Origin of the sequence: Paenibacillus sp. YIM B09110 (assembly GCF_037167145.1) — a bacterium.
In the GTDB taxonomy this organism is placed as follows: domain Bacteria; phylum Bacillota; class Bacilli; order Paenibacillales; family Paenibacillaceae; genus Pristimantibacillus.
In genome coordinates this window covers 15582-34889 of record NZ_JBANSP010000018.1, presented here as the reverse complement: position 1 = coordinate 34889, position 19308 = coordinate 15582, and the positions used below count along the sequence as shown (strand labels likewise).

Annotated in this window: 17 protein-coding genes; 4 read left to right on the top strand and 13 right to left on the bottom strand. The window is 51.5% G+C overall.

Going from position 1 to position 19308, the window contains the following annotated elements; all coding sequences use genetic code 11:
• Window positions 1-2: 2 nt before the first annotated feature.
• Together V8F51_RS22520 and V8F51_RS22515 are read left to right on the top strand one after the other, a co-directional pair.
• Window positions 3-842, top strand: coding sequence for an ABC transporter permease (locus V8F51_RS22520; protein WP_337102746.1), 840 nt, complete (start codon window positions 3-5; stop codon window positions 840-842).
• Between the two features lie 33 nt (window positions 843-875).
• The gene (locus V8F51_RS22515) at window positions 876-1748 is read left to right on the top strand and encodes a glycine betaine ABC transporter substrate-binding protein (protein ID WP_442956473.1); all 873 of its coding nucleotides are present in this window, start codon (window positions 876-878) and stop codon (window positions 1746-1748) included.
• A gap of 60 nt (window positions 1749-1808) precedes the next feature.
• On the opposite strand, the gene V8F51_RS22510 is transcribed toward V8F51_RS22515, so the two are convergent.
• From V8F51_RS22510 to V8F51_RS22450, 13 genes are all read right to left on the bottom strand, one after another.
• Window positions 1809-2909, bottom strand: coding sequence for a Gfo/Idh/MocA family protein (locus V8F51_RS22510; protein WP_337102745.1), 1101 nt, complete (start codon window positions 2907-2909; stop codon window positions 1809-1811).
• A 61-nt stretch (window positions 2910-2970) separates the two neighbouring features.
• On the bottom strand, window positions 2971-3693 hold the full coding sequence (locus V8F51_RS22505) for a ThuA domain-containing protein (protein WP_337102744.1): 723 nt from the start codon (window positions 3691-3693) through the stop codon (window positions 2971-2973).
• A 72-nt stretch (window positions 3694-3765) separates the two neighbouring features.
• A complete protein-coding gene (locus V8F51_RS22500) occupies window positions 3766-4932 on the bottom strand; it encodes a Gfo/Idh/MocA family protein (RefSeq protein WP_337102743.1) in 1167 nt (388 codons plus the stop codon).
• Between the two features lie 21 nt (window positions 4933-4953).
• On the bottom strand, window positions 4954-5973 hold the full coding sequence (locus tag V8F51_RS22495) for a LacI family DNA-binding transcriptional regulator (RefSeq protein ID WP_442956474.1): 1020 nt from the start codon (window positions 5971-5973) through the stop codon (window positions 4954-4956).
• A 175-nt stretch (window positions 5974-6148) separates the two neighbouring features.
• Window positions 6149-6976 carry a PIG-L deacetylase family protein gene (locus tag V8F51_RS22490; RefSeq protein WP_337102742.1) on the bottom strand — a complete coding sequence of 276 codons (828 nt, stop codon included), beginning with the start codon at window positions 6974-6976 and terminating at the stop codon, window positions 6149-6151.
• The gene (locus tag V8F51_RS22485; protein WP_337102741.1) at window positions 6973-7812 is read right to left on the bottom strand and encodes a PIG-L deacetylase family protein; all 840 of its coding nucleotides are present in this window, start codon (window positions 7810-7812) and stop codon (window positions 6973-6975) included. Before V8F51_RS22485 ends, V8F51_RS22490 begins: the two co-directional genes overlap by 4 nt.
• Window positions 7805-10081 (bottom strand): AraC family transcriptional regulator, encoded by a 2277-nt coding sequence (locus V8F51_RS22480; RefSeq protein ID WP_337102740.1) that lies wholly within the window; start codon window positions 10079-10081, stop codon window positions 7805-7807. Before V8F51_RS22480 ends, V8F51_RS22485 begins: the two co-directional genes overlap by 8 nt.
• A 34-nt stretch (window positions 10082-10115) precedes the next feature.
• The gene (locus V8F51_RS22475; protein ID WP_337102739.1) at window positions 10116-11633 is read right to left on the bottom strand and encodes an extracellular solute-binding protein; all 1518 of its coding nucleotides are present in this window, start codon (window positions 11631-11633) and stop codon (window positions 10116-10118) included.
• Between the two features lie 35 nt (window positions 11634-11668).
• On the bottom strand, window positions 11669-12562 hold the full coding sequence (locus V8F51_RS22470; RefSeq protein ID WP_337102738.1) for a carbohydrate ABC transporter permease: 894 nt from the start codon (window positions 12560-12562) through the stop codon (window positions 11669-11671).
• Window positions 12563-12583: 21 nt separating this feature from the next.
• On the bottom strand, window positions 12584-13492 hold the full coding sequence (locus tag V8F51_RS22465) for an ABC transporter permease (protein ID WP_337102737.1): 909 nt from the start codon (window positions 13490-13492) through the stop codon (window positions 12584-12586).
• Between the two features lie 219 nt (window positions 13493-13711).
• Complete coding sequence (locus V8F51_RS22460) at window positions 13712-15298, bottom strand: peptide chain release factor 3 (RefSeq protein ID WP_337102736.1); 1587 nt, start codon at window positions 15296-15298, stop codon at window positions 13712-13714.
• 47 nt (window positions 15299-15345) lie between these two features.
• Window positions 15346-16902, bottom strand: coding sequence for a glucose-6-phosphate dehydrogenase (gene zwf, locus V8F51_RS22455; protein WP_337102735.1), 1557 nt, complete (start codon window positions 16900-16902; stop codon window positions 15346-15348).
• 142 nt (window positions 16903-17044) lie between these two features.
• A complete protein-coding gene (locus V8F51_RS22450) occupies window positions 17045-17905 on the bottom strand; it encodes a YwmB family TATA-box binding protein (protein WP_337102734.1) in 861 nt (286 codons plus the stop codon).
• A gap of 152 nt (window positions 17906-18057) precedes the next feature.
• Here V8F51_RS22450 and V8F51_RS22445 point away from each other — a divergent pair, with 152 nt between their 5' ends.
• Window positions 18058-18426, top strand: coding sequence for a hypothetical protein (locus tag V8F51_RS22445; protein ID WP_337102733.1), 369 nt, complete (start codon window positions 18058-18060; stop codon window positions 18424-18426).
• Between the two features lie 171 nt (window positions 18427-18597).
• The gene (locus tag V8F51_RS22440) at window positions 18598-19206 is read left to right on the top strand and encodes a hypothetical protein (protein ID WP_337102732.1); all 609 of its coding nucleotides are present in this window, start codon (window positions 18598-18600) and stop codon (window positions 19204-19206) included.
• The last annotated feature ends 102 nt before the right edge of the window (window positions 19207-19308 follow it).

The following is a 19308-nucleotide window of genomic DNA, read 5'->3' as shown; positions in this document are numbered from 1 at the left end:
GTATGAACATTCCAAAGATCCCGTTAGCCGAGTGGATCGAATCGCTTGAAGCTTGGCTCGAAACGAATCTGGATCCGGTGTTTGGCATCATTCGCACGGTTGTCGGCGGAACCGTCGGCGGACTGGATACCGTGCTGAATAGCGTCCATCCGCTCCTGTTAATCATTATTTTCACCTTATTGGCATGGTTTATCGGCAGATGGAGAATGGCAATCTTTACTGCTATCGGTCTGCTTGTGATCGACAACCTCGGTTTATGGAGCCAGACGATGCAGACTCTGGCGCTCGTATTAACGGCCGCCGTCATTTCCGTCATTATCGGTGTACCGATCGGCATCCTATGCGCACGCAACAATAGCGTACAGAAAGTCGTGACACCGCTGCTTGACTTCATGCAGACGATGCCGGCGTTCGTTTATTTATTGCCTGCCGTCACGTTCTTCTCGCTTGGCGTCGTTCCTGGCGTCATCTCATCGATCATATTCGCGATACCGCCAACGATTCGTCTAACTAACCTTGGCATACGCCAAGTGCCGGCGGAACTCGTCGAGGCGGCCGACGCTTTCGGCTCGACGCCGTCTCAGAAGCTGTTCAAGCTTCAGCTTCCTATCGCGATGCCAACGATTATGGCCGGCATCAACCAGACGATCATGCTGTCGCTATCGATGGTCGTTATCGCCTCGATGATTGGCGCTCAAGGCGTCGGGGCATATGTGTACCGTGCCGTAACGCAAGGCAATACCGGCGTCGGATTCGAAGCCGGCCTAGCCATCGTCATCTTGGCCATCATTCTTGACCGTCTGACGCAGCAGGTCATCCGCCGCACGAAAACAAACGGATAATCGGTAACTATTATTAAACGAAGGAGTGGTTTTTTGAAACTGAATAAATTAACAATAATCGCAGCAGTCGTACTCGCAATGGCAGTCGTAGCAGGATGTTCAACGTCTAATAACGGTGGCAATTCGGGCAAAAAAATAACGCTTGCCTATGTCGCATGGGACTCCGAAATCGCCAGCACTTATGTGCTCAAGGAAGTATTGGAGCAGAAGCTCGATTATAAAGTTGAGCTGATGCAGGTCGACGCAGGCCCGATGTGGGCAGGCATCTCCGACGGAAGCGCGGACGCCAGCGCGGCGGCTTGGCTGCCGACGACGCATGAATCGTATGCCGCTAAGTATGAAGGCAAGTACGACGACCTAGGCGTAAATCTAGATGGAACGAAGATCGGACTCGTCGTACCGCAATATATGGACATAAACAGCATAGAGGATTTGACGGATGAGGTAGGCGCAAGTCTCGACTATACGATTATCGGCATCGAGCCGGGCGCAGGACTAATGATGTCGACGGAGAAAGCGTTCGACGAATACGGCTTGCGCGATAAATGGACGCTGCTCGAGAGCTCCTCGGCAGCAATGACGCAGCAGCTTGAGAAAGCGTACGCCGATCAAAAGCCGATCGTCGTTACCGGCTGGACGCCGCACTGGAAGTTCGCCAAGATGGATCTGAAATATTTGGAAGATCCGAAAAACGTCTACGGCGGCGACGAGCAGATTCATACCGTTGCCCGCAAAGGACTGAAGGATGATCAGCCTGAGGCTTACGCATTCCTTGACGCCTTTAATTGGACACCGGATGAAATGGCCGATGTCATGATCCAAATCCAAGAAGGCAAGTCGCCGGAGGATGCCGCCAAGCAATGGGTGGAGCAAAATCCGGATAAGGTTGCAGCTTGGATCAAATAATAAGTTTTCAATGCAAGAGGGCCGCTCCCGATCGGGAGCGGCCCTTATTGTCATGAAAGACTAATCCAAGCAGAACGGTTGAAGACCAAGCGGCAACGGAGCCGGACGCTCGCAGCTGCTCTTCATCTTGTAGTGCACGCCTTGTTCGGATGCGTCATGGAAGCCATGCATCGCTTCCAGTACGTGGTAAGCCAGCTCGCCGCTAACGCGCGGTTTGCGGCCGGTAAGAATCGCTTTCGCCATATCGGCTGCGCCGACGCCGCGGGCGTTCTCGGAGTAGCCATGGGCAAGAGGGATTTCCTTCCACTCTTTTTGTCCAGGGCGATTAATATAGATCGGGCCGCCGAAGCCGTTCGGATCCGGAACTTGCATCGTGCCTTCGCTGCCGTATACTTCGATACATGGAAGACGCGAACCGCCTTTCACGTCGAAGCTCGTAAGCAGTGTGCCGATAGCGCCGGAAGCGAAGTCCATTACGCCTGCGATATGCGTCGGCACTTCAACTTGCACCTTCTGCCCGTATTTCGGCTGGCTCGTAATCGTACGTTCAGGGAAAGAAATTCGCGCCGAGCCTGTTACGCGGTTAATTGGTCCAAGCATCGCGACAAGCGCAGTCAGGTAGTAAGGCCCCATATCGAACATCGGACCGCCGCCGTGCTGGTAATAGAACTCAGGAGCCGGATGCCAAGATTCGTGGCCGCCGCCTACCATGAATGCCGTAGCGCCGATCGGCGTGCCGATCCAGCCGTCCTCGATTAGCTTAATGCTCGTTTGGATGCCGCCGCCAAGGAAGGTATCCGGCGCGCTACCTGCGTATAGACCTTTCTTGCGGGCAAGCTCGATCACTTCCAAGCCCTCCTCGCGCGTAACGGCGAAAGGTTTCTCTACATACACATGCTTGCCTGCTTCGAGCGCTCTTAAGTTAACGGAAGCGTGAGCTTGCGGAATCGTCAAGTTAATGACCATTTGAATATCCGGATCGGCAAGAAGCTCGTCGACGGAATAACCTTTAATGCCGTGCTCTTCAGCCTTAGCCTTTGCGCGCTCCACATCCAGATCGGCGCATGCCACTACTTGCATAGAATCGAATTTGCTTCCGTTTTGCAAATAAATGCCGCTAATGTTGCCCGTACCGATTATGCCTACTTTAATCTTCTCCATGTTCCTTCTTCCCTCGTCCCATATCATGATTATGAATAATGAATAGCTTCTTACTGTTGTCCTACAATTGATTGTCCTGCATACCTGTGTACGCTCCGCCTTCTACGCCGGCAGCTACGGCCTTTGCCTTGCCTTCCGCGCACCAGAGGAAGCCGCGGCGCATTAATTCCTTAACGGAATCGATCTCAACGATATTCGCTTGGTGACCAAGCGCATTGTAATACACGCGTCCTACGCCCCAACGCTTCGTCCATACGACAGGCATGTCAACCGCTTTGTTAAGCGAGTGCGGCCCAGGCGTAATCGGGAAACGTGTCGTAGCCAGCACTTCTACGGCCGGATCGACATGCAAATAATATTGCTCGGACTTCACCGTGAAGTCTTCCATGTCTTCCGTTAAAGCGCTCGTCGAATTGCGCATGTTCACAACGTATTCCACGCCGTCATTACCCGGATGAGCGACCCATTGCCCGCCTGTCATGAACTGCCAGTCTACATTTTCGCGGAACGAGTCGCACATGCCGCCGTGGCAGCCTGCAAGACCGACGCCGCTCTGAACGGCAGCCGATACGTTATCCACGAGCTTCTGATCGATACGCCCCATCGTCCATACCGGTACGATCAGATCAAGCGCCTTCAACTTCTCTCCATCCTCGAACGCTTCAAGCTTATCGGATACTTCAACCTCGAAGCCTTCCTTCTCAAGCACCTCTTGGAAAATACCAGCGACTTCCTTCGGCTGATGGCCGTCCCATCCGCCCCATACGATCAATGCCTTCTTCATGCTAACTCCTCGCTCTCTCTAGCCCTCTTTAGCTGCTTTCTTGTCTACTTCTTACGCTTTCGATATACAACCCTATTTCAATTCGCTAATCGATACCCAGCGACGCTGCGCAATCGACAGATCAACCGCCTCTAGCACCTCTTGGCATTTCACTCCGTCATTGAAGTTCGGTACAGGCTGACGATCTTCGGCAAGCGCCTGCATAAATTCAAGCACCTCGTGCGTGAACGTATGCTCGAAGCCGATCGTATGTCCTGCCGGCCACCAAGCGTCCATGTAGGCATGCGCAGGATCGGTTGCCAGTACGCGGCGGAAGCCTTGTACGTCCTCTGCATCGTCCGCGAAGTACACTTGAAGCTCGTTCATGCGCTCGAAGTCGAACTTAATGCTGCCTTTGCTGCCGTTGATCTCGAAGCCGTTCGTACAACGATGTCCAGCTGCGAAGCGCGTTGCTTCGAAGCTTCCGAGCGCACCGCTTTCGAAGCGCGTCATGAACAACGTTGCATCGTCAACCGTTACTTCGCCGCGAGGACCTTCCGCGCTGCCTTTGGCGCTAAGTCCGGTCATAGCCGACGCCAATGGGCGCTCCTTGATGAACGTCTCGCTCATGCCGATTACTTCGTTGAACTCGCCGACGAGGAAACGAGCCATGTCGATCAAATGCGCGCCAAGGTCGCCGTGCGAGCCCGAACCGGCAATCTCCTTCTGCAAACGCCATACGAGCGGGAAGTTCGGATCGATAATCCAGTCCTGCAGGAACATTGCACGGAAGTGGAATATTTTGCCGATACGGCCTTCCTCAATCAGCTTCTTCGCAAGCTGTACAGCAGGCGAGAACCGGTAGTTGAAGCCAACCATATGCTTAACGCCGGCTTTCTCCGCTGCTTCGAGCATCTCGCGTGAGTCTTCAAGCGTCAGCGCAAGCGGCTTCTCGCAGAACAAGTGCTTGCCTTCGGCGGCAGCCGCCAGCGCGATCTCTTTGTGCGCGTCGCTTGGCGCATTAATATCGATGAGGTCGATATCGTCGCGCTTAACGAGTTGTCTCCAATCCGTCTCTACGCTTTCCCAGCCGAACTGCTCGCGGGCTTGCTCGACGCCTTCCGGATCGCGTCCGCAAATCGCCGCCATAACCGGCTTCACCGCCGACTTCGGAAAGAACATCGGAAGCGCGCGATACGCATTGCTGTGCGCCTTTCCCATGAACTTGTAGCCAACCATACCTACACGAATTTTTTCCATTTTCATACCGCCTCTCATGAATTAGGTTGTTTCCCTTGCAATCAGGCGTACGGGCAGCAACTCAAGCTCGCCATCCGCGCCGACTGCCTTATATTCCGCATCCAGCAATCTTGCGGCAGCCCTTCTTCCCATCTCGTAAAAAGGGACTGCTACCGTCGTCAGCATCGGACTTATAATTCTAGAACTGTCCGAATCGTCATAGCCGACAAGCGAATAATGACGGCCTGTCTCATACCCTTGCTCGCGCAGCCCTTGCATCAAGCCGATCGCCATCCGGTCATTGGCTGCGAATACGGCATCAATTGCACCTTCTCCAATCGCCTTGCCGATGCGCTCAGCCAGCTCATAACCGCTCTTGCGACTATAGTTGCCTACGAATATATGATTCGCGGTTACCGGCATACCTGCTTCTTGGAGCGCATGCGTATAGCCTTGCTGCCTATCCGTACTATTCGAGTATTGCTCCGGCCCGTTCAGGAATGCGATCTTGCTTCGTCCGCGCTCTATCAGGTGATTCACCGCAGCTATGCTTCCGGCAATATGATCAGAATCGACTGTTGCATAGGATTCCTCGTCATATCGCTGATTAACCAAGCAGAACGGATATCCCTCACGCTTCAATTCCGCGAGCGCAGCCCGCTCCTCCGGCACGTTCTCCGAGCCAAGCACGATGCATGCGTCAATCTTCTGCGTACGGAACAGCTTTGCATAGTCTCTCTCCCCGCCGTATTCTCTGAATATAAGCAGTAGATCGTAACCGCAGCGCTTAGCCGTCTCGCCGATTCCGCTTAATATTTCCGAGAAATAGTAGGTGGAAAACAGATGCACCTTCGGCACGAAAGGCAGGATGACGCCGATGTTGCCGCTCTTCCTTCTTGCGAACTGCTGGGCTAGCGCATTCGGCACATAACCGATCTCCGCCGCGGCTCGCAGCACCCTTTCGCGAGTCTCCTCTTTCATAGGTCCAACATTGTTAAGGACACGAGATACGGTCGCCTCCGAGACGCCGGCCAGCTTCGCTACTTCTTTCCTGCTAATGATCGCTAGCCTCCCGTAAACTCATCTTTTTGCTGTAAATTTTTATTAATGTACACGCGTACATTATGGCATGAAAACGGTTTAGCGTCAATAAACTTATTGGCTTAATTTTATCCGTCGTCTTAATAGACATAAAAATAACCGCCGGGTTAATCGCCCCAGCGGTCTCTTATGCCTATTAGCCGCGCAGCCTTGAAGCGAGCTCCAATTGCCGCTCCGAAAGCTCTCCCGCGTTATAGTCCGCGAATTCGAACGGCTCTGCGAAACGAACGTTCTCCGCATCGTCCACTCCGTAATCCCTCTTAAGCGCCGATTGCATTTCATTCGATACCCGGAAGAACGTCGACCAGCCTTCCAATATAAACTGCCTTTTTCCTTCCCAATCCTGCGGCACCGACTTCGTCATCCTCTGCTCGAACGGCGCGAACTCATAGAATTGCGTGGCATGTGCATGACAAGCCAACAGCTTCTTCTCAAGCGTTGAGCCGATATCGACGACGATATCCGCTTTGTACGATGAGCGCATGGAGTAATCCGGCATCAGCAGAAACAGCGGCGGCTCATCCAAGCAAGGCGTATCGGGAACGATATTCGGCACTTTGGCTACGAATGCGGAAGCGTCAGCTACGACCCGGCCCGCATATCGATTGTCGGTATGCGTCCCTCCTTCCGGATGAAAAGCAATGACGATGTCCGCCTTCCAGGAACGAATGCGCCGAATGACGGCTTCCCTCAGCTCCAAAGTCGGAAGAAGCGATCCGTCGTGATTGTCCAGGATCTCATACTCCGCCACGCCTAAGTGCCTCGCGGCTTCCACCGCCTCGGCCGCTCTGCGCTTAGCAAGCGCTTCGCCTGACATCTCGAAGTGTCCCGCATCCCCATTAGTCAATGAGAGAAATTTCACCTGATGGCCCCTCTCGGCCAACAAAGCCGTCGTGCCTCCGGCGTAAATTTCCGGTTCATCCGGATGAGCAGCAATGACGATAACTCGAATAACGTCTTTCACGCGCCCGCCTCCTCCGCCAGCTTTTCAATAAACAAGCGAACCCTCTCTTCCGTTCCTCCCGAATTGTATGAGGCGATCTCGAACGGTTCCGCATACCGGATACGGCTTGCCCTCTGCTCCCCGTACATTTCCACAAGGGAAGACGCCATCTCTTCCGAAACGTGAAGAAAATCAGCTATGTCTCTCAGCAGCCACTGCCGCCTGCTTTCCCAGGCCTCGGGCACCTCGTCCAGCCTTCCTTTCGTCCACGGCTGATATTCGAAAAATTGCGATTCATGCGCACCGCAGCCAAGCAGCTTGCTCTCGAGCACGCCGTCGATTCCGACAACGACATCCGCGCGATATCTCTTCTTCATGGAATAGTCCGGCATAAGCAAATATAGCGGCGGCTTATCTAAGGTTCTTGTATCCGGCACGACATTCTGAACCAATGCGACGAAAGCAGAGGCATCGCTTACCGCTTTGCCTGCATAGCGATTGTCCGCATGGGCGCCCCCTTCCGGATGGAACGTAATAACGACATCCGCCTCCCACTCCCGAATCTGCTTAATGATGGCGTTGCGCAGCTCTAGCGTCGGCAGCAATGACCCGTCATGGTTGTCTAGAATCTCGTATTCAGCAATACCTAAGGCCGCTTGCGCCCTCTTCGCCTCTTCTGCCCGGCGTTGCACAAGCTCCCCACCCGACATTTCGAAATGTCCTCCGTCCCCATTCGTCAGCGACAGAAACTTCACCGCATGTCCGCGCCTTGCGAGAAGCGCCGACGTGCCCCCGGCATACTTCTCGCCTTCGTCAGGATGCGCGAATATGACGATTACTTTCAATGATTCAGCCATTCATTATAGCTCCCCTCAAATTCGACCTATAATCACTCGGAGTAACGCCTACTTCCTTTTTGAATACCGTAAAAAACGTGCTTCTCGACTGGAACCCGGACTCGGCAGCGATCTCGGCGATCGTCTTGTCCGTCTGCACGAGCAAATATTTGACGAGCTGTATGCGTTCGTTCAGAATGTAGCCTGCTACCGTAATTCCTGTTCGTTCTTTGAAGAGAGTGCGGGCGTAATTGACCGACAGCGATACATGATTGGCCATTTCATCGATCGTTAACATCGGATTGTGAATGTTCACCTTCAAGTAATGAAGCATTTCCTCCACGCGCTCGTCGCGCCTCTCCCCTGTCCGCCGCTCGTATAAGCTGGCTATAATGGCCTCCGTCTCGCCCTTCAGCTTCTCCATCGCTTCATCAAGCGTGTTGAATCGGTCCAGCTCCGATCGGATGCCGTTCATGCCTGATGAATTCATGACTTTCCCGAAAGCTTTGTACAAATGATAGATGAGGAACGTCAGCTGCAGCTTGCATTCGTCGTAAGACATTTGGCGCAGCCTGCTTCCCGCTTCGTCCAGCAGCCGCATCGCCTTATCGGTCTGTCCGAGACGAATGGAGTCGATAAGCCCCGGCGGTATCGCTTCATCCGTTAACGGCATCAAACTTGTCGCCTCATGCTCGTAATCCGTTTCCTGGTATATCCGGCTATTCCCATCGATGAAGCTAAGCGTTGCAAGCTGGAACGCTTTGTCGTAAACAAGCTTCAAGTTGCAATCCGGCTGATGCAAATCGCTTAAACCAACGGTTAGATTAAGCTTGAGCCATTTCAGCACGCGGTCGTTAATTTCCTCGAAATAGAAGCGAAGGTCTTTCATTTCATCTTCTGCGTGAACGCCAACGAGAAAGACGAGATGATTGCCGCCGAAATCGACGCTTTCAACCTTCCATGCCTTATGCGCGGCAACGCTTTCGCTTGCAATATTAACAATCATGCTCTTAAGCGTTTTGCGGGAGGAGAAATCATGTTTCTCCGATAACGCCATATACGAATCAATTCTGCATACAGCCAGAACGATGTACGGATAGTCTAAGATCGTACTTACTTCCTGCAGCCGTTTGCGCGCTGCATCCTCCAGCTTGCCCTCGTTCACCCACTCGCGCAGGTCATCTTCCTTCAGCCTTAGCCGCCCGTCTTGAACGGATTGATTCAACTGCTCGATCTTCTCCGAGAGTATGCCGAACCCTTGTTGAATCTGATGAACTTCAGCTTTTGGCAGCAGCCTTCTTCTCCAGCCGCCCTCCGCGGCCATTTCGAACATGCTGGATACTTGCCTTGCCAGCAAGCTGACGGGACGATGATATTTTCGCGCGTTCCAGAACAAAATCGCAATTAACAATAGCAGCAGCCCTAAGAACGAATACAAAATCTTATGTTTGAACGATTCCACATTGCGGAACCAATCGTCCATCCTCGCCGAATAATAGATCGTCCAGTCTTCGATGCCCGCCAGATCGTAGGATACGATCCACTTGCTGCCTTGGACGCTCGTTCTGAACGTCTCTTTATGCTGCAGTTTCCCCTGCTCGCGCAATTGTTCGTGCAGCGCCTCGTCCGACTGCCCGATGATGGAATCGCCGTTTCCGTCCGCAACGTGAATGAATACGCCGCTATCCTTATTCAGCTGGAGCATGGACTTCTGTATAGCATCGTCATTCAGCCTTATGACCAAGAAGCTCCTCGGACTATTTTTCTCCAGCCCGAACGGCAGCGAGATGGCGAGCCCTTCCCGGCCTTGGAACAGCAGCTTCGTTATGCGGAAATAGTTCGGCGAATCGCCTTGAACGAGCCTTTCCATCGCTTCCTGCATGATCTCGTTAGCCGGCAGCATGCCGGTCTGATAGTCGAATGCTCGCCCTAGATTCGTATTATACAAAATGACAGATTCGATATAAGGCTCGTTGACAAGCCTTTTCTTCAGCAGTTGCACCATGGCGTTGAGCGCGAACGGATCCTCTTCCCGCAACTCAATCCACGTCCGAATTTCCGGTTCTTCGTACAGACTCAGCGTAACCCGCTTGAGCCGGTCGAAGGTGAACAACAGATTTTCTTTCGTCTGCTCCAGCTTATAGCGGTCATTGCGTTCGAGCTCCTGCGAAGCGTAATCGGAATATTGGTTCGACAGGTAGAAGGAGAAGGGGATGACGGCCGCGCTAAACAAAATAACCAAAATAAGAAAGACGTGCAGATAAGCCTCCGCTTGGATATATTTACGCATCGCTTGCTCCCTTCTCCTTCTGTTCGTCTAGACGTTATTTTTTCAAGAAAGCGTCAATTTGCTTTTGTCCTTCTTCTTGAATTTTTTTGAGCGCCGGTCCGGCTTTTTCCGCGAATTCCTTCCAGTACGTGTCGAGATCGACCGCGCCATTGTAGATCGGAAGCAAATACTGGTTTTCCAGCGCGTAAAATTGGGACAGCTCGTTCTGGACGGCGCTCGTATCGAAGTTAAAGCCCGTCAGCACATCAACCGTGAAGTTATCCGCATTCATAATGAAACGGTTAAGTTCGATAGCCGCCGGCTCTTGGTTGGAATCAAGACGGTCGAATTTCGGATTCCATATCCAGTCGTAAGGGAACCATGGATACTTATCCGGCGTCAGCATCTTGTATTGCTGATCCCCTGCATCTTCCCAGTTTACACCCTCGATTCCATAGGCGAGAAGATCATAATTTTCTTGAGAAGCGTTTGCCCAGTCGAGAAATTGGATCGCTTCTTTTTTGTGCTTGCTCGATTTCGGAACGGTCATGAAATTCCACTGCTTGAACGTCGACGAATTTTTTCCCACCGTCGGATCGAACAGCGTATACGATTCAAGCTCCGAGCCCGGCAAGTTAGCCAGCAGCTTCTTCGCCAGATCCGCCTTCAAGCCGAAATCCGTCGCTAAATAAACCGCCGTAGGATGAGTCGTCACCCAGTTGTCCGGATCCTTGATCGCCATGACGTCGGGGTTAATAATTTTGTCCTGGTACAACTTGCGGGCGTTCTCGATTGCACTCCAAATGACTGGGCTCGGGTCGTCCAACATATTTCGGATATCAGGTGAATTCGGTGCCCGGTACAAAATAAAATCAGTCAGCATTGGCGTCATCATAACGTCTGTCCCTTGTGCTAAGCGGAAATGCACTTCAGACATCGGAATTTGCGTCTGCGGGGTCATCGGAATGATGTCCGGGAACTGCTCCTTAACTTTTCTAGCGAAGGTGACAATGTCATCGTACGATTGCATCGGCTGCAGACCTAGCTTTTCCCTCAAATCTTTCCGAATGTAATAGGTCGTCGGCTTATAGAAGGAATTGCCTAGCGGAATCGCAAGCACTTGGCCGTTAATTTTGTTGGCGTCCCACATTTGCTGCGGGCGTGCCGCTAATATGTTTTTGCCGTATTCGTTAAGCAAATCCTCGAGCGGTTCATAATAACCCGCTGACGCCATGCTGTCGAGATGCATCCATGGCGCCTCGAACATCAAGTCGACCTGTTCGCCGCTCGTGAGCATAATTTGCGTTTTTTGATGGATATCCGACCAGGAGGAAAAGATCACATCCAGCTTTACATTGAGCGTACCTTTTATTCTATTCTCGATTTCCGCGATTACCTTATCCATATCGGCAGGCCGGTCGCCGGGCATGACGATCTTAAGCGTCACGGGCTCTGAGGAAACCTTCTGTCCGTTTTCTCCGTTATCGGACTTCTCCCCGGTATTGCCCGAGCATGCCGCTGCGAGCAATGCGGTAATTAGCAGCATCGCGCTAAGTTTAAGCCATTTTTTCATATCGATAACCTCCACGGGGATCTCCCGACAATGTATTAACCTTTCACCGAACCTATCGTCAAACCCTTTACGAAGTACTTCTGAATATAAGGATACAGGAATACGATCGGACCGATCGTCAAGCAAACCGTCGCCAGCCGCACGCCTTGATTCGGCAATCCGCCTCCGTACGAGCCGGGACTTCCCTGAATGTAGGACAAAATGTTTAAGTTGGAAATGAGCTGCCGAATCATGAGTTGAAGCGGTTGAAGCTTATAATCGTCGACGAACAGCAGCGCCAGCCACCAATCATTCCAGTAAAAGATCGCATAAAACAAGCTGATCGTTGCGATCGCCGGTATTGATATCGGCCACATGATCCGGAAGAAGATCCGGTAATCGCCCGCTCCGTCTATAACGGCCGATTCATAGATTTCAAACGGCAGAGTGCGGAAGAACGAAACCAGAATGAACGTATAGAACGGGTTGATGAGCGACGGCAGAATCATGGACCATATGCTGTCCTTGAGCCCCAGCCATACCGAAATAACGATATAGAAGCCGACAAGACCCGTACCGAACAAAATCGTAAAATACGTAAAAAAAGCGAGATGGTTTTTGTACTTTACTTTTGGATGTGCCAGCACGTAGGCGAACATCGCCGTAATGAGCACGGCAAGCACGGTCCCGACCACCGTAACGAAGAGCGTAACACCGTAACTATAATAAATTTGATTGCCTGTAAGTAAATAACGATAAGCGTCGAGAGACCATTTGCTCGGGAGCATGCTGAAGCCGTGCAGCCCAAGCACGCTTTCCGAGGCGAATGAGTTTACGATAACGAGCCAAAATGGAATAAATGAAAACAACGCAAACGACGTAACCGTCAAATATACGATAGCTATGACTAGTTTGTCGGAGGCACCTATGTGTTTAATGGAGCTTAACATGACGTATAGCCCTCCTTCCTTCTAGAAGATACTCGAATCCTTATCTATCTTCCGCACGATCCAATTGAATACGCATATCGTCACCAGCCCGAGCACGGACTGGTACAGTCCGATCGACGATGACATTCCGAAGTTGCCTAACTGGCGCAAAGCGCGGTACGCATACGTGTCGATGACGTCCGTCGTCTCGTACAGAACGCCGTTGTCTCCGACGAGTCCGAAGATCATGCCGAAATCCCCATAAAAGATACGGCCGATCGCAAGCAGCGTAAGCACGATGATCGTCGGCCTTAGCAGCGGCAGTGTAATATACCTTATACGCTGCAGTCTCGTAGCCCCGTCCATTTGCGCGCTTTCGTAATAGTCCGGCGAAATGCCTGTAATAGCTGCCAAATAAATAACAGCCTGATAACCTGCCGTCTTCCATACGCTTATTACCGTTAAGATCGCCGGCCAATAGTGCGGCATGTTGTACCAGGACACCGCATCCAAGCCAAGCTCCTTCAAGGATCGGTTGATTAATCCGTCCGAAGTATTGAGCAGGGAGAACAGCATCATGCTTACGACCATCCACGATACGAAGAATGGAAGAAACGCCATCGATTGCGTGATTCGCTTGAATACAGCCTGCCTGATCTCGTTAAGAAAAATAGCGAGCATGACAGAAATAACAAGCCCGAACGTAATGAACAGCGCATTTAGGAAAAGAGTGTTGAACGTCACGCGCAGCCAGTCGCTTCCCCCGAAAAAAAACTTAAAATTATCGAGTCCTGTCCATGGGCTGCCCCAAATCCCGTCAAAGTAATTGTAGTTTTTGAACGCGATTACGTGTCCGAACATCGGTAAATAAAAGAAAATAACTAGCACCAGCAAACCCGGAACTGCCAACGAATACAAGACGCGATTACGTATGATTTCTCGAAACGCCATTTGGTTTCACCCCCTTCACAACGTTATGATAACGTCATGTTGAGGTCACAATATAGTCTCCGATTCAATGATTCGGTTCAGATTTCATGGATTTTGGCACAACTTGTCCCATTTGCGTCATTATTTCTAACATAAAACTAACACGAAATTCCACCTACCGCAATTTGAATAAAAAAAAGCATCCCTTCATGGGATGCTTTTGATGTATTTATAGATCGTTTAAGGAGCTGTCTCCAAAAACTTCGAAGTCGGGTTTTTGTCCATCGCCGTGCGCATCGCGTACTCGTTCTCGAAGAGGACAACGTAGTTCCCTTTCTTGTCCTTCACGAGCGTCGTGTTAATGCGGAACTTGGACGGATCAATCTTGTCGTCGATAATCCAACGCGCGAATTGGAATGACATCCGGTGCAATTGAATGTCTACGCCATACTCTGCGCGCATCCGATGCTCGAATACCTCGAATTGCAAATGTCCAACTACGCCCAGAATCGTCTCGTCGAAGCCGCCCGTCGAGTGGAACACTTGAATCGTGCCTTCCTCCGTCAGCTGATCGATCCCCTTCTGATATTGCTTATGCTTCAGCGCGTTCTTCACCGTTACCTTGGAGAAAATCTCCGGCGAGAACGTCGGCAGCTCATCGAACTCAATCTCCGAGCCTTGCGACAGCGAGTCGCCGATTCGGAAGATACCCGGATCGAACAAACCGATAATATCGCCTGGATACGCAGTATTAACAATATCGCGATCTTGCGCGAGGAATTGCTGTGGCTGCGACAGCTTAATGTCTTTGCCGTTGCGCACATGGCGAACGCTCATGCCGCGCTCGAAGCGCCCCGAGCAAATACGCAGAAACGCGATCCGGTCGCGGTGAGCAGGGTTCATATTCGCTTGAATCTTGAACACATAACCACTGAACTTCTCATTCGTTGGCTCGACGATGCCCGTCGTACTGTTACGCGACGTCGGCTTCGGAGCTAGCTGCAGGAAGTTCTCAAGGAACGTCTGCACGCCGAAGTTGTTAACAGCACTTCCGAAGAAGACAGGCGTCAGCTCGCCACGCTGCACTTTCTCGTAGTCGAACGGATCACCAGCGACGTCAAGCAGCTCTAAATCTTGAATAAGCTGATCGGTCAGGTAGTCGCCAGCCATCTCGCGAATGATCGGATCATTGTAATCGCCGACCTTCTTGACCTCGATTGTTGAATGATCATTGCCTTGGAACAGCTCGACCTGCGTTTTTGTTCGGTCATAGACGCCGCATAGCTCACGCCCCATACCGATCGGCCAGTTCATTGGCACAGATCGGATACCAAGCACCCGCTCCAGCTCCTCCATGAGTTCGAACGGACTTTGGCCTTCGCGGTCCAGCTTGTTAATAAAGGTAAAGATCGGAATACCGCGCTTGCGGCATACTTGGAACAGCTTGATCGTCTGCGCCTCGACGCCTTTGGCGACGTCGATCAACATGACCGCGCTGTCGGCTGCCGTAAGCGTACGATACGTATCTTCACTGAAATCTTGGTGACCAGGAGTATCGAGAATGTTAATTCGATGTCCAAGGTAATCGAACTGCATCACGCTGGATGTTACGGAGATACCGCGCTGCTTCTCGATTTCCATCCAGTCGGACGTTGCATGGCGGCTTGCTTTCCGCGCCTTAACGCTGCCCGCTTCCCGGATGGCTCCCCCGAATAAGAGGAGCTTTTCGGTCAAAGTTGTTTTACCGGCGTCAGGGTGGGAAATGATTGCGAATGTGCGCCGTTTGTCCACTTCTTGTTGTATTTCATCGCTTAACGTTTTACTCATGCTTGCCTTCCCTTCATTATGTGTCGCTACGGCAGCAGTAAAACGGTTTACTTGCCGCTGTTCGACACCCAAATCACATTATCTTCCTCTTGGCCGTTAACCGGCCACCAACGGAAACCATCCTCTGCGAGCAACTGATTTGCCGCTTCCGGTCCCCACGAGCCTGCCGGGTAGTGTTTCAGATCGCCCTTCTCCTCGCGCCATGCTTGCGCGATCTTATCGACGAACGTCCAAGCTTGGGATACTTCATCCCAACGTGTGAAGTAAGTAGAATCACCGCGAACCGCATCGTGAATTAAACGCTCGTAAGCCTCTGGCGTATTGATGCCGATTTGGCAGCTTTGGCAGAATTCCATAGCAACAGGCTGAACGGAATTGTTCTCGCCCGGCGTCTTCGCATTTACTTTAATATATATGCCCTCAAGCGGGTTAACGCGAATAACGAGCAGGTTCGGCGCTAGATCATGACGCTGCGCGAACAGTACGTTCTGCGGCATCGACTTGAACTCGATAACGACTTCTGTTGTTTTCACCGGGAGACGTTTGCCCGTTCTAATATAGAACGGAACGCCGGCCCAGCGGAAGTTGTCGACGAATACTTTCGCCGCGAAATACGTTTCCGTCGTCGATTCCTCGCCAACCGAATCTTCCTCGCGGTAACCTGGCAACTCCTTGCCTTTCATCGAGCCCGCACTGTATTGGCCGCGAACCACGTTCGCGCGCACATCATCGCTTGATGCGTATTCACGCAGCGAGCGAAGCACTTTCACTTTCTCGTCGCGAATATCTTCGCCATGCAAGCGGCTAGGCGGCTCCATCGCGATCATCGTCAGCATTTGGAGCATATGGTTCTGACCCATATCGCGTAATGCGCCGGATTTATCGTAGTAGCCGCCGCGCTCCTCGACGCCAACCGTTTCGGACAACGTAATTTGTACGTTGGCAATATGATTATTGTTCCACAACGGCTCGAAAAATGCGTTCGCAAAGCGAATCACTTGAATATTTTGAACCATCTCTTTGCCGAGATAGTGATCGATACGATAAATCTCTTCTTCTTTGAACACTTGGCTGATTTGCTCGTTCAGCTTCTGCGCCGAAGGCTGATCGTAGCCGAAAGGCTTCTCGATCACAACGCGATGCCAGCCCTTCGATTCCAGCAGACCTCCATCGCGGAGATTGAACGAAACCGGACCGAACAACGACGGCGCCAGCGCCAAGTAGAATAAACGGTTGCCTGGAATGTTGAATTTCGCATCCAGCCCTTCCGACAAACGGCTTAGCTCGCGGAAGCCTTCCACATCGTTAATGTCCAGCGACATGTATACGAAATGCTCGGCGAACTTGCTCCACAGCTCCGCATCGTCTGCTTTGTAACGGCAGAATTCAACGATCGATTCATATAGATCTTCACGGAATTGCTCGTTCGTTCGAGGGCGGCGCGCAAGACCTACCACTGCAAAGTTCTCGGACAGCTTGCCTTCTTTATATAAACTGAATAGCGCCGGGAACAGCTTGCGCCGTGCCAGGTCACCGGTTGCTCCGAACAGATAGTATACGGCCCCTTCTGAGGAGACAGATTCAACAGCATTATTGTATGTCATTGGTCCCATTCTTTCCTATGAATTTTTATACAGCATCTAAAGTAGTTTATCATATGTGACATCAATCCGCTATTCGACAGCTCATAAAAATTACTAATAAGAAGCGTAAATTGTTCTGATCAATCCGCGCTCCTGCGCCGTTTCATTCGTTGCCTATACTGTAGTCGCCGGTAATAACAGGCACGCCAACAACTAACTCCAGATTTTGCTCTTCCGTGCTGCGATGAAGCGCGATCTGGAGGTTCGCCCGATGTCCGTTATCGACAATAACCTCATTTTTCAATTTGGCTGTGAAAAAAGTATCACTAACCGTTCCACCATCGACATCGACATAGGAATCAACCTGCTTAGCTGCGGCAAGACGAGAAATTCGGTCAAGCGCGTCGCTGTTTCCCGTGAAGCCTTTCACATTCATGCTGCTTTCATACTCGTCCGTGAATACCTCTACCTCTGAAGATACGGCATCCGCTGCCCGTATTAGCTCATGCTTCGTTAATTGCATGCCCCCAGATTCGCTCGCCTGCTGCGTCTCATAGAGCAGCATGATCTGCTCTTTTTCAACGGTTGAAGCAATTAAAGACAGAGTCACTTTACCTCCGTATTTCGGCAGCACGCCCATAACCGACCTCCCGTTCTGGTCTGCCGTTGTACCCGACGGATTGCCTGCGGCATCCGTGAACAACACATGTTCAAGCGAAGCCATCGTACCGTCCCGAGCCGTCAGATTCCACCTTATCGTCCACGCCGCTCCTCCCGATCCCCCAATAATGTCAGCATCGCTTATATCCCATAGCGAGCCGAGATCGTCCAGCAGCATCTGCCGGGCAGGAGCCACTCTCGTCTGATGCTGCGCTTGCCAGATTGCCCACAACGAACAAATGAGAAGTACCAAGATTGCAACCCGCTTGCCTCCCTTTCGCTTATTCGCATGTTTCACATTCGTCAGGCTGGGCTTCCTATTGTTGTTGCTGGCTGGCTGATAGCTTTCATACGCTGCTAGCATGTTCACTAACCTCCATTATCGCTTGATAGCTTCCACAATCGGAATCGTTGCTTTCACTTTTCGGCCTAATCTAGGTAATCAACCATGCGCTTTCGCCCGTAGGTGAATATAATGCTTATTAATTCTTGTACTTTGGGAGGTATCATCGGCTAATGGAACCGATTTATCCTTTACGCGAAGATGTTGTGCAGCAGTTCTGCGGGATGCCCGTATGCGTCATTATGCAAGATGGAACTCGCCATGTAGGCATACTTAGCTCCTGCAATGGCGGCAAGCTCTCACTTAACGGGGAAACAGCCGGGCTTGACGGCAACGAAGCTATTGTATCGAAGGCGCCGGCACAGACCGCGAAGAAGAAGGGCAAGAAGGGCTTGAAGCAAGAATCTGTTACACAGCAATCCGTCCAAACACAAGCTTATCCGTACGATCCGTCTCATTATGAACCCCAAAGATATAACCCATGGGGAGCTGCGTTCGCCATTGATCTTGCCCTTATCGCCTTCCTGTTCTTACTCATCTAAAACCTAAAGCCTAATGAGCAACCGTCCAGCATGGACGGCTTTTCTTTATATAAGCTTGCCCAACTTATTTGACATGGAAGCAACATTTACCTCCTTACAAATTCCGCCAGTATTTGCATATTCGATCTTGTATACTGACAACAAATATAGAAGAGAGGGAGTGAATAGATCATGAGAATCAACGAGAGCATGCGTTCAATCAGAGGTATTGAGAGGTCATCTGCGTATACGAGGATTGCTCCAACTAGCCGTTACGCCGCATACCCATATCGGGAAGGCGAGCCCCAGCTTCCGCCGCAATCATCGAATGAGGATTGGAGCCGCGAGCTTCGAAGAGCGGCTGGCAGCGCCGCGGAATGGCAGCAGCTCGCGAAGCAAGCGCTCGCCTTAGTCGATCGTTTGATCGCAAGCGTGGAACGCGAGCGGCGGCATGCTTCTGCTAATCCCGCTTCGCGTGATAAAGAGCTCGAGCAGCTTGCTGCGCATATGAATGCGCTTCGTACAAGCTATGCCAGTAATGCCGAATATTTAAGACCCGAGACTTGGTTTCCTATCGAGCAGGCACTGCGTCAATTCGATGAGTTCAGTCCTCAGCGGCTGAACGATACCCGCTTGTTAAAGAATCTTAGTTCAGCGCTGGCCTCCTCCTCGGAACAACCTGTATCAGAGTTGATTCGTTTATCGCCTCACCCTTCATTGCCATATGCAGCCTATTACAGCTCTGCGCAATCGTATTGGCCCTTGCCAGTGGTTGGCACACTAATGAATCGCTATTATTAGTTTAGTTCAGCAAGCAGCACGCCCCTAAAGCCCCCGCCATTCGCACCAGTTGTATGATACACTGACACTGTATGCATCTCACAGAAACCTACACAGGAGGCT

Excerpts from the sequence above, each read along its gene's own strand:
- V8F51_RS22480 (WP_337102740.1), bottom strand. The coding sequence starts at position 10,081 with ATGCGTAAATATATCCAAGCGGAGGCTTATCTGCACGTCTTTCTTATT.
- V8F51_RS22460 (WP_337102736.1), bottom strand. The coding sequence starts at position 15,298 with ATGAGTAAAACGTTAAGCGATGAAATACAACAAGAAGTGGACAAACGG.
- V8F51_RS22450 (WP_337102734.1), bottom strand. The coding sequence starts at position 17,905 with ATGCTAGCAGCGTATGAAAGCTATCAGCCAGCCAGCAACAACAATAGG.
- V8F51_RS22510 (WP_337102745.1), bottom strand. The coding sequence starts at position 2,909 with ATGGAGAAGATTAAAGTAGGCATAATCGGTACGGGCAACATTAGCGGC.
- V8F51_RS22440 (WP_337102732.1), top strand. The coding sequence starts at position 18,598 with ATGAGAATCAACGAGAGCATGCGTTCAATCAGAGGTATTGAGAGGTCA.
- V8F51_RS22520 (WP_337102746.1), top strand. The coding sequence starts at position 3 with ATGAACATTCCAAAGATCCCGTTAGCCGAGTGGATCGAATCGCTTGAA.
- V8F51_RS22500 (WP_337102743.1), bottom strand. The coding sequence starts at position 4,932 with ATGGAAAAAATTCGTGTAGGTATGGTTGGCTACAAGTTCATGGGAAAG.
- V8F51_RS22505 (WP_337102744.1), bottom strand. The coding sequence starts at position 3,693 with ATGAAGAAGGCATTGATCGTATGGGGCGGATGGGACGGCCATCAGCCG.
- V8F51_RS22445 (WP_337102733.1), top strand. The coding sequence starts at position 18,058 with ATGGAACCGATTTATCCTTTACGCGAAGATGTTGTGCAGCAGTTCTGC.
- V8F51_RS22485 (WP_337102741.1), bottom strand. The coding sequence starts at position 7,812 with ATGGCTGAATCATTGAAAGTAATCGTCATATTCGCGCATCCTGACGAA.
- V8F51_RS22475 (WP_337102739.1), bottom strand. The coding sequence starts at position 11,633 with ATGAAAAAATGGCTTAAACTTAGCGCGATGCTGCTAATTACCGCATTG.
- zwf (WP_337102735.1), bottom strand. The coding sequence starts at position 16,902 with ATGACATACAATAATGCTGTTGAATCTGTCTCCTCAGAAGGGGCCGTA.
- V8F51_RS22465 (WP_337102737.1), bottom strand. The coding sequence starts at position 13,492 with ATGGCGTTTCGAGAAATCATACGTAATCGCGTCTTGTATTCGTTGGCA.
- V8F51_RS22470 (WP_337102738.1), bottom strand. The coding sequence starts at position 12,562 with ATGTTAAGCTCCATTAAACACATAGGTGCCTCCGACAAACTAGTCATA.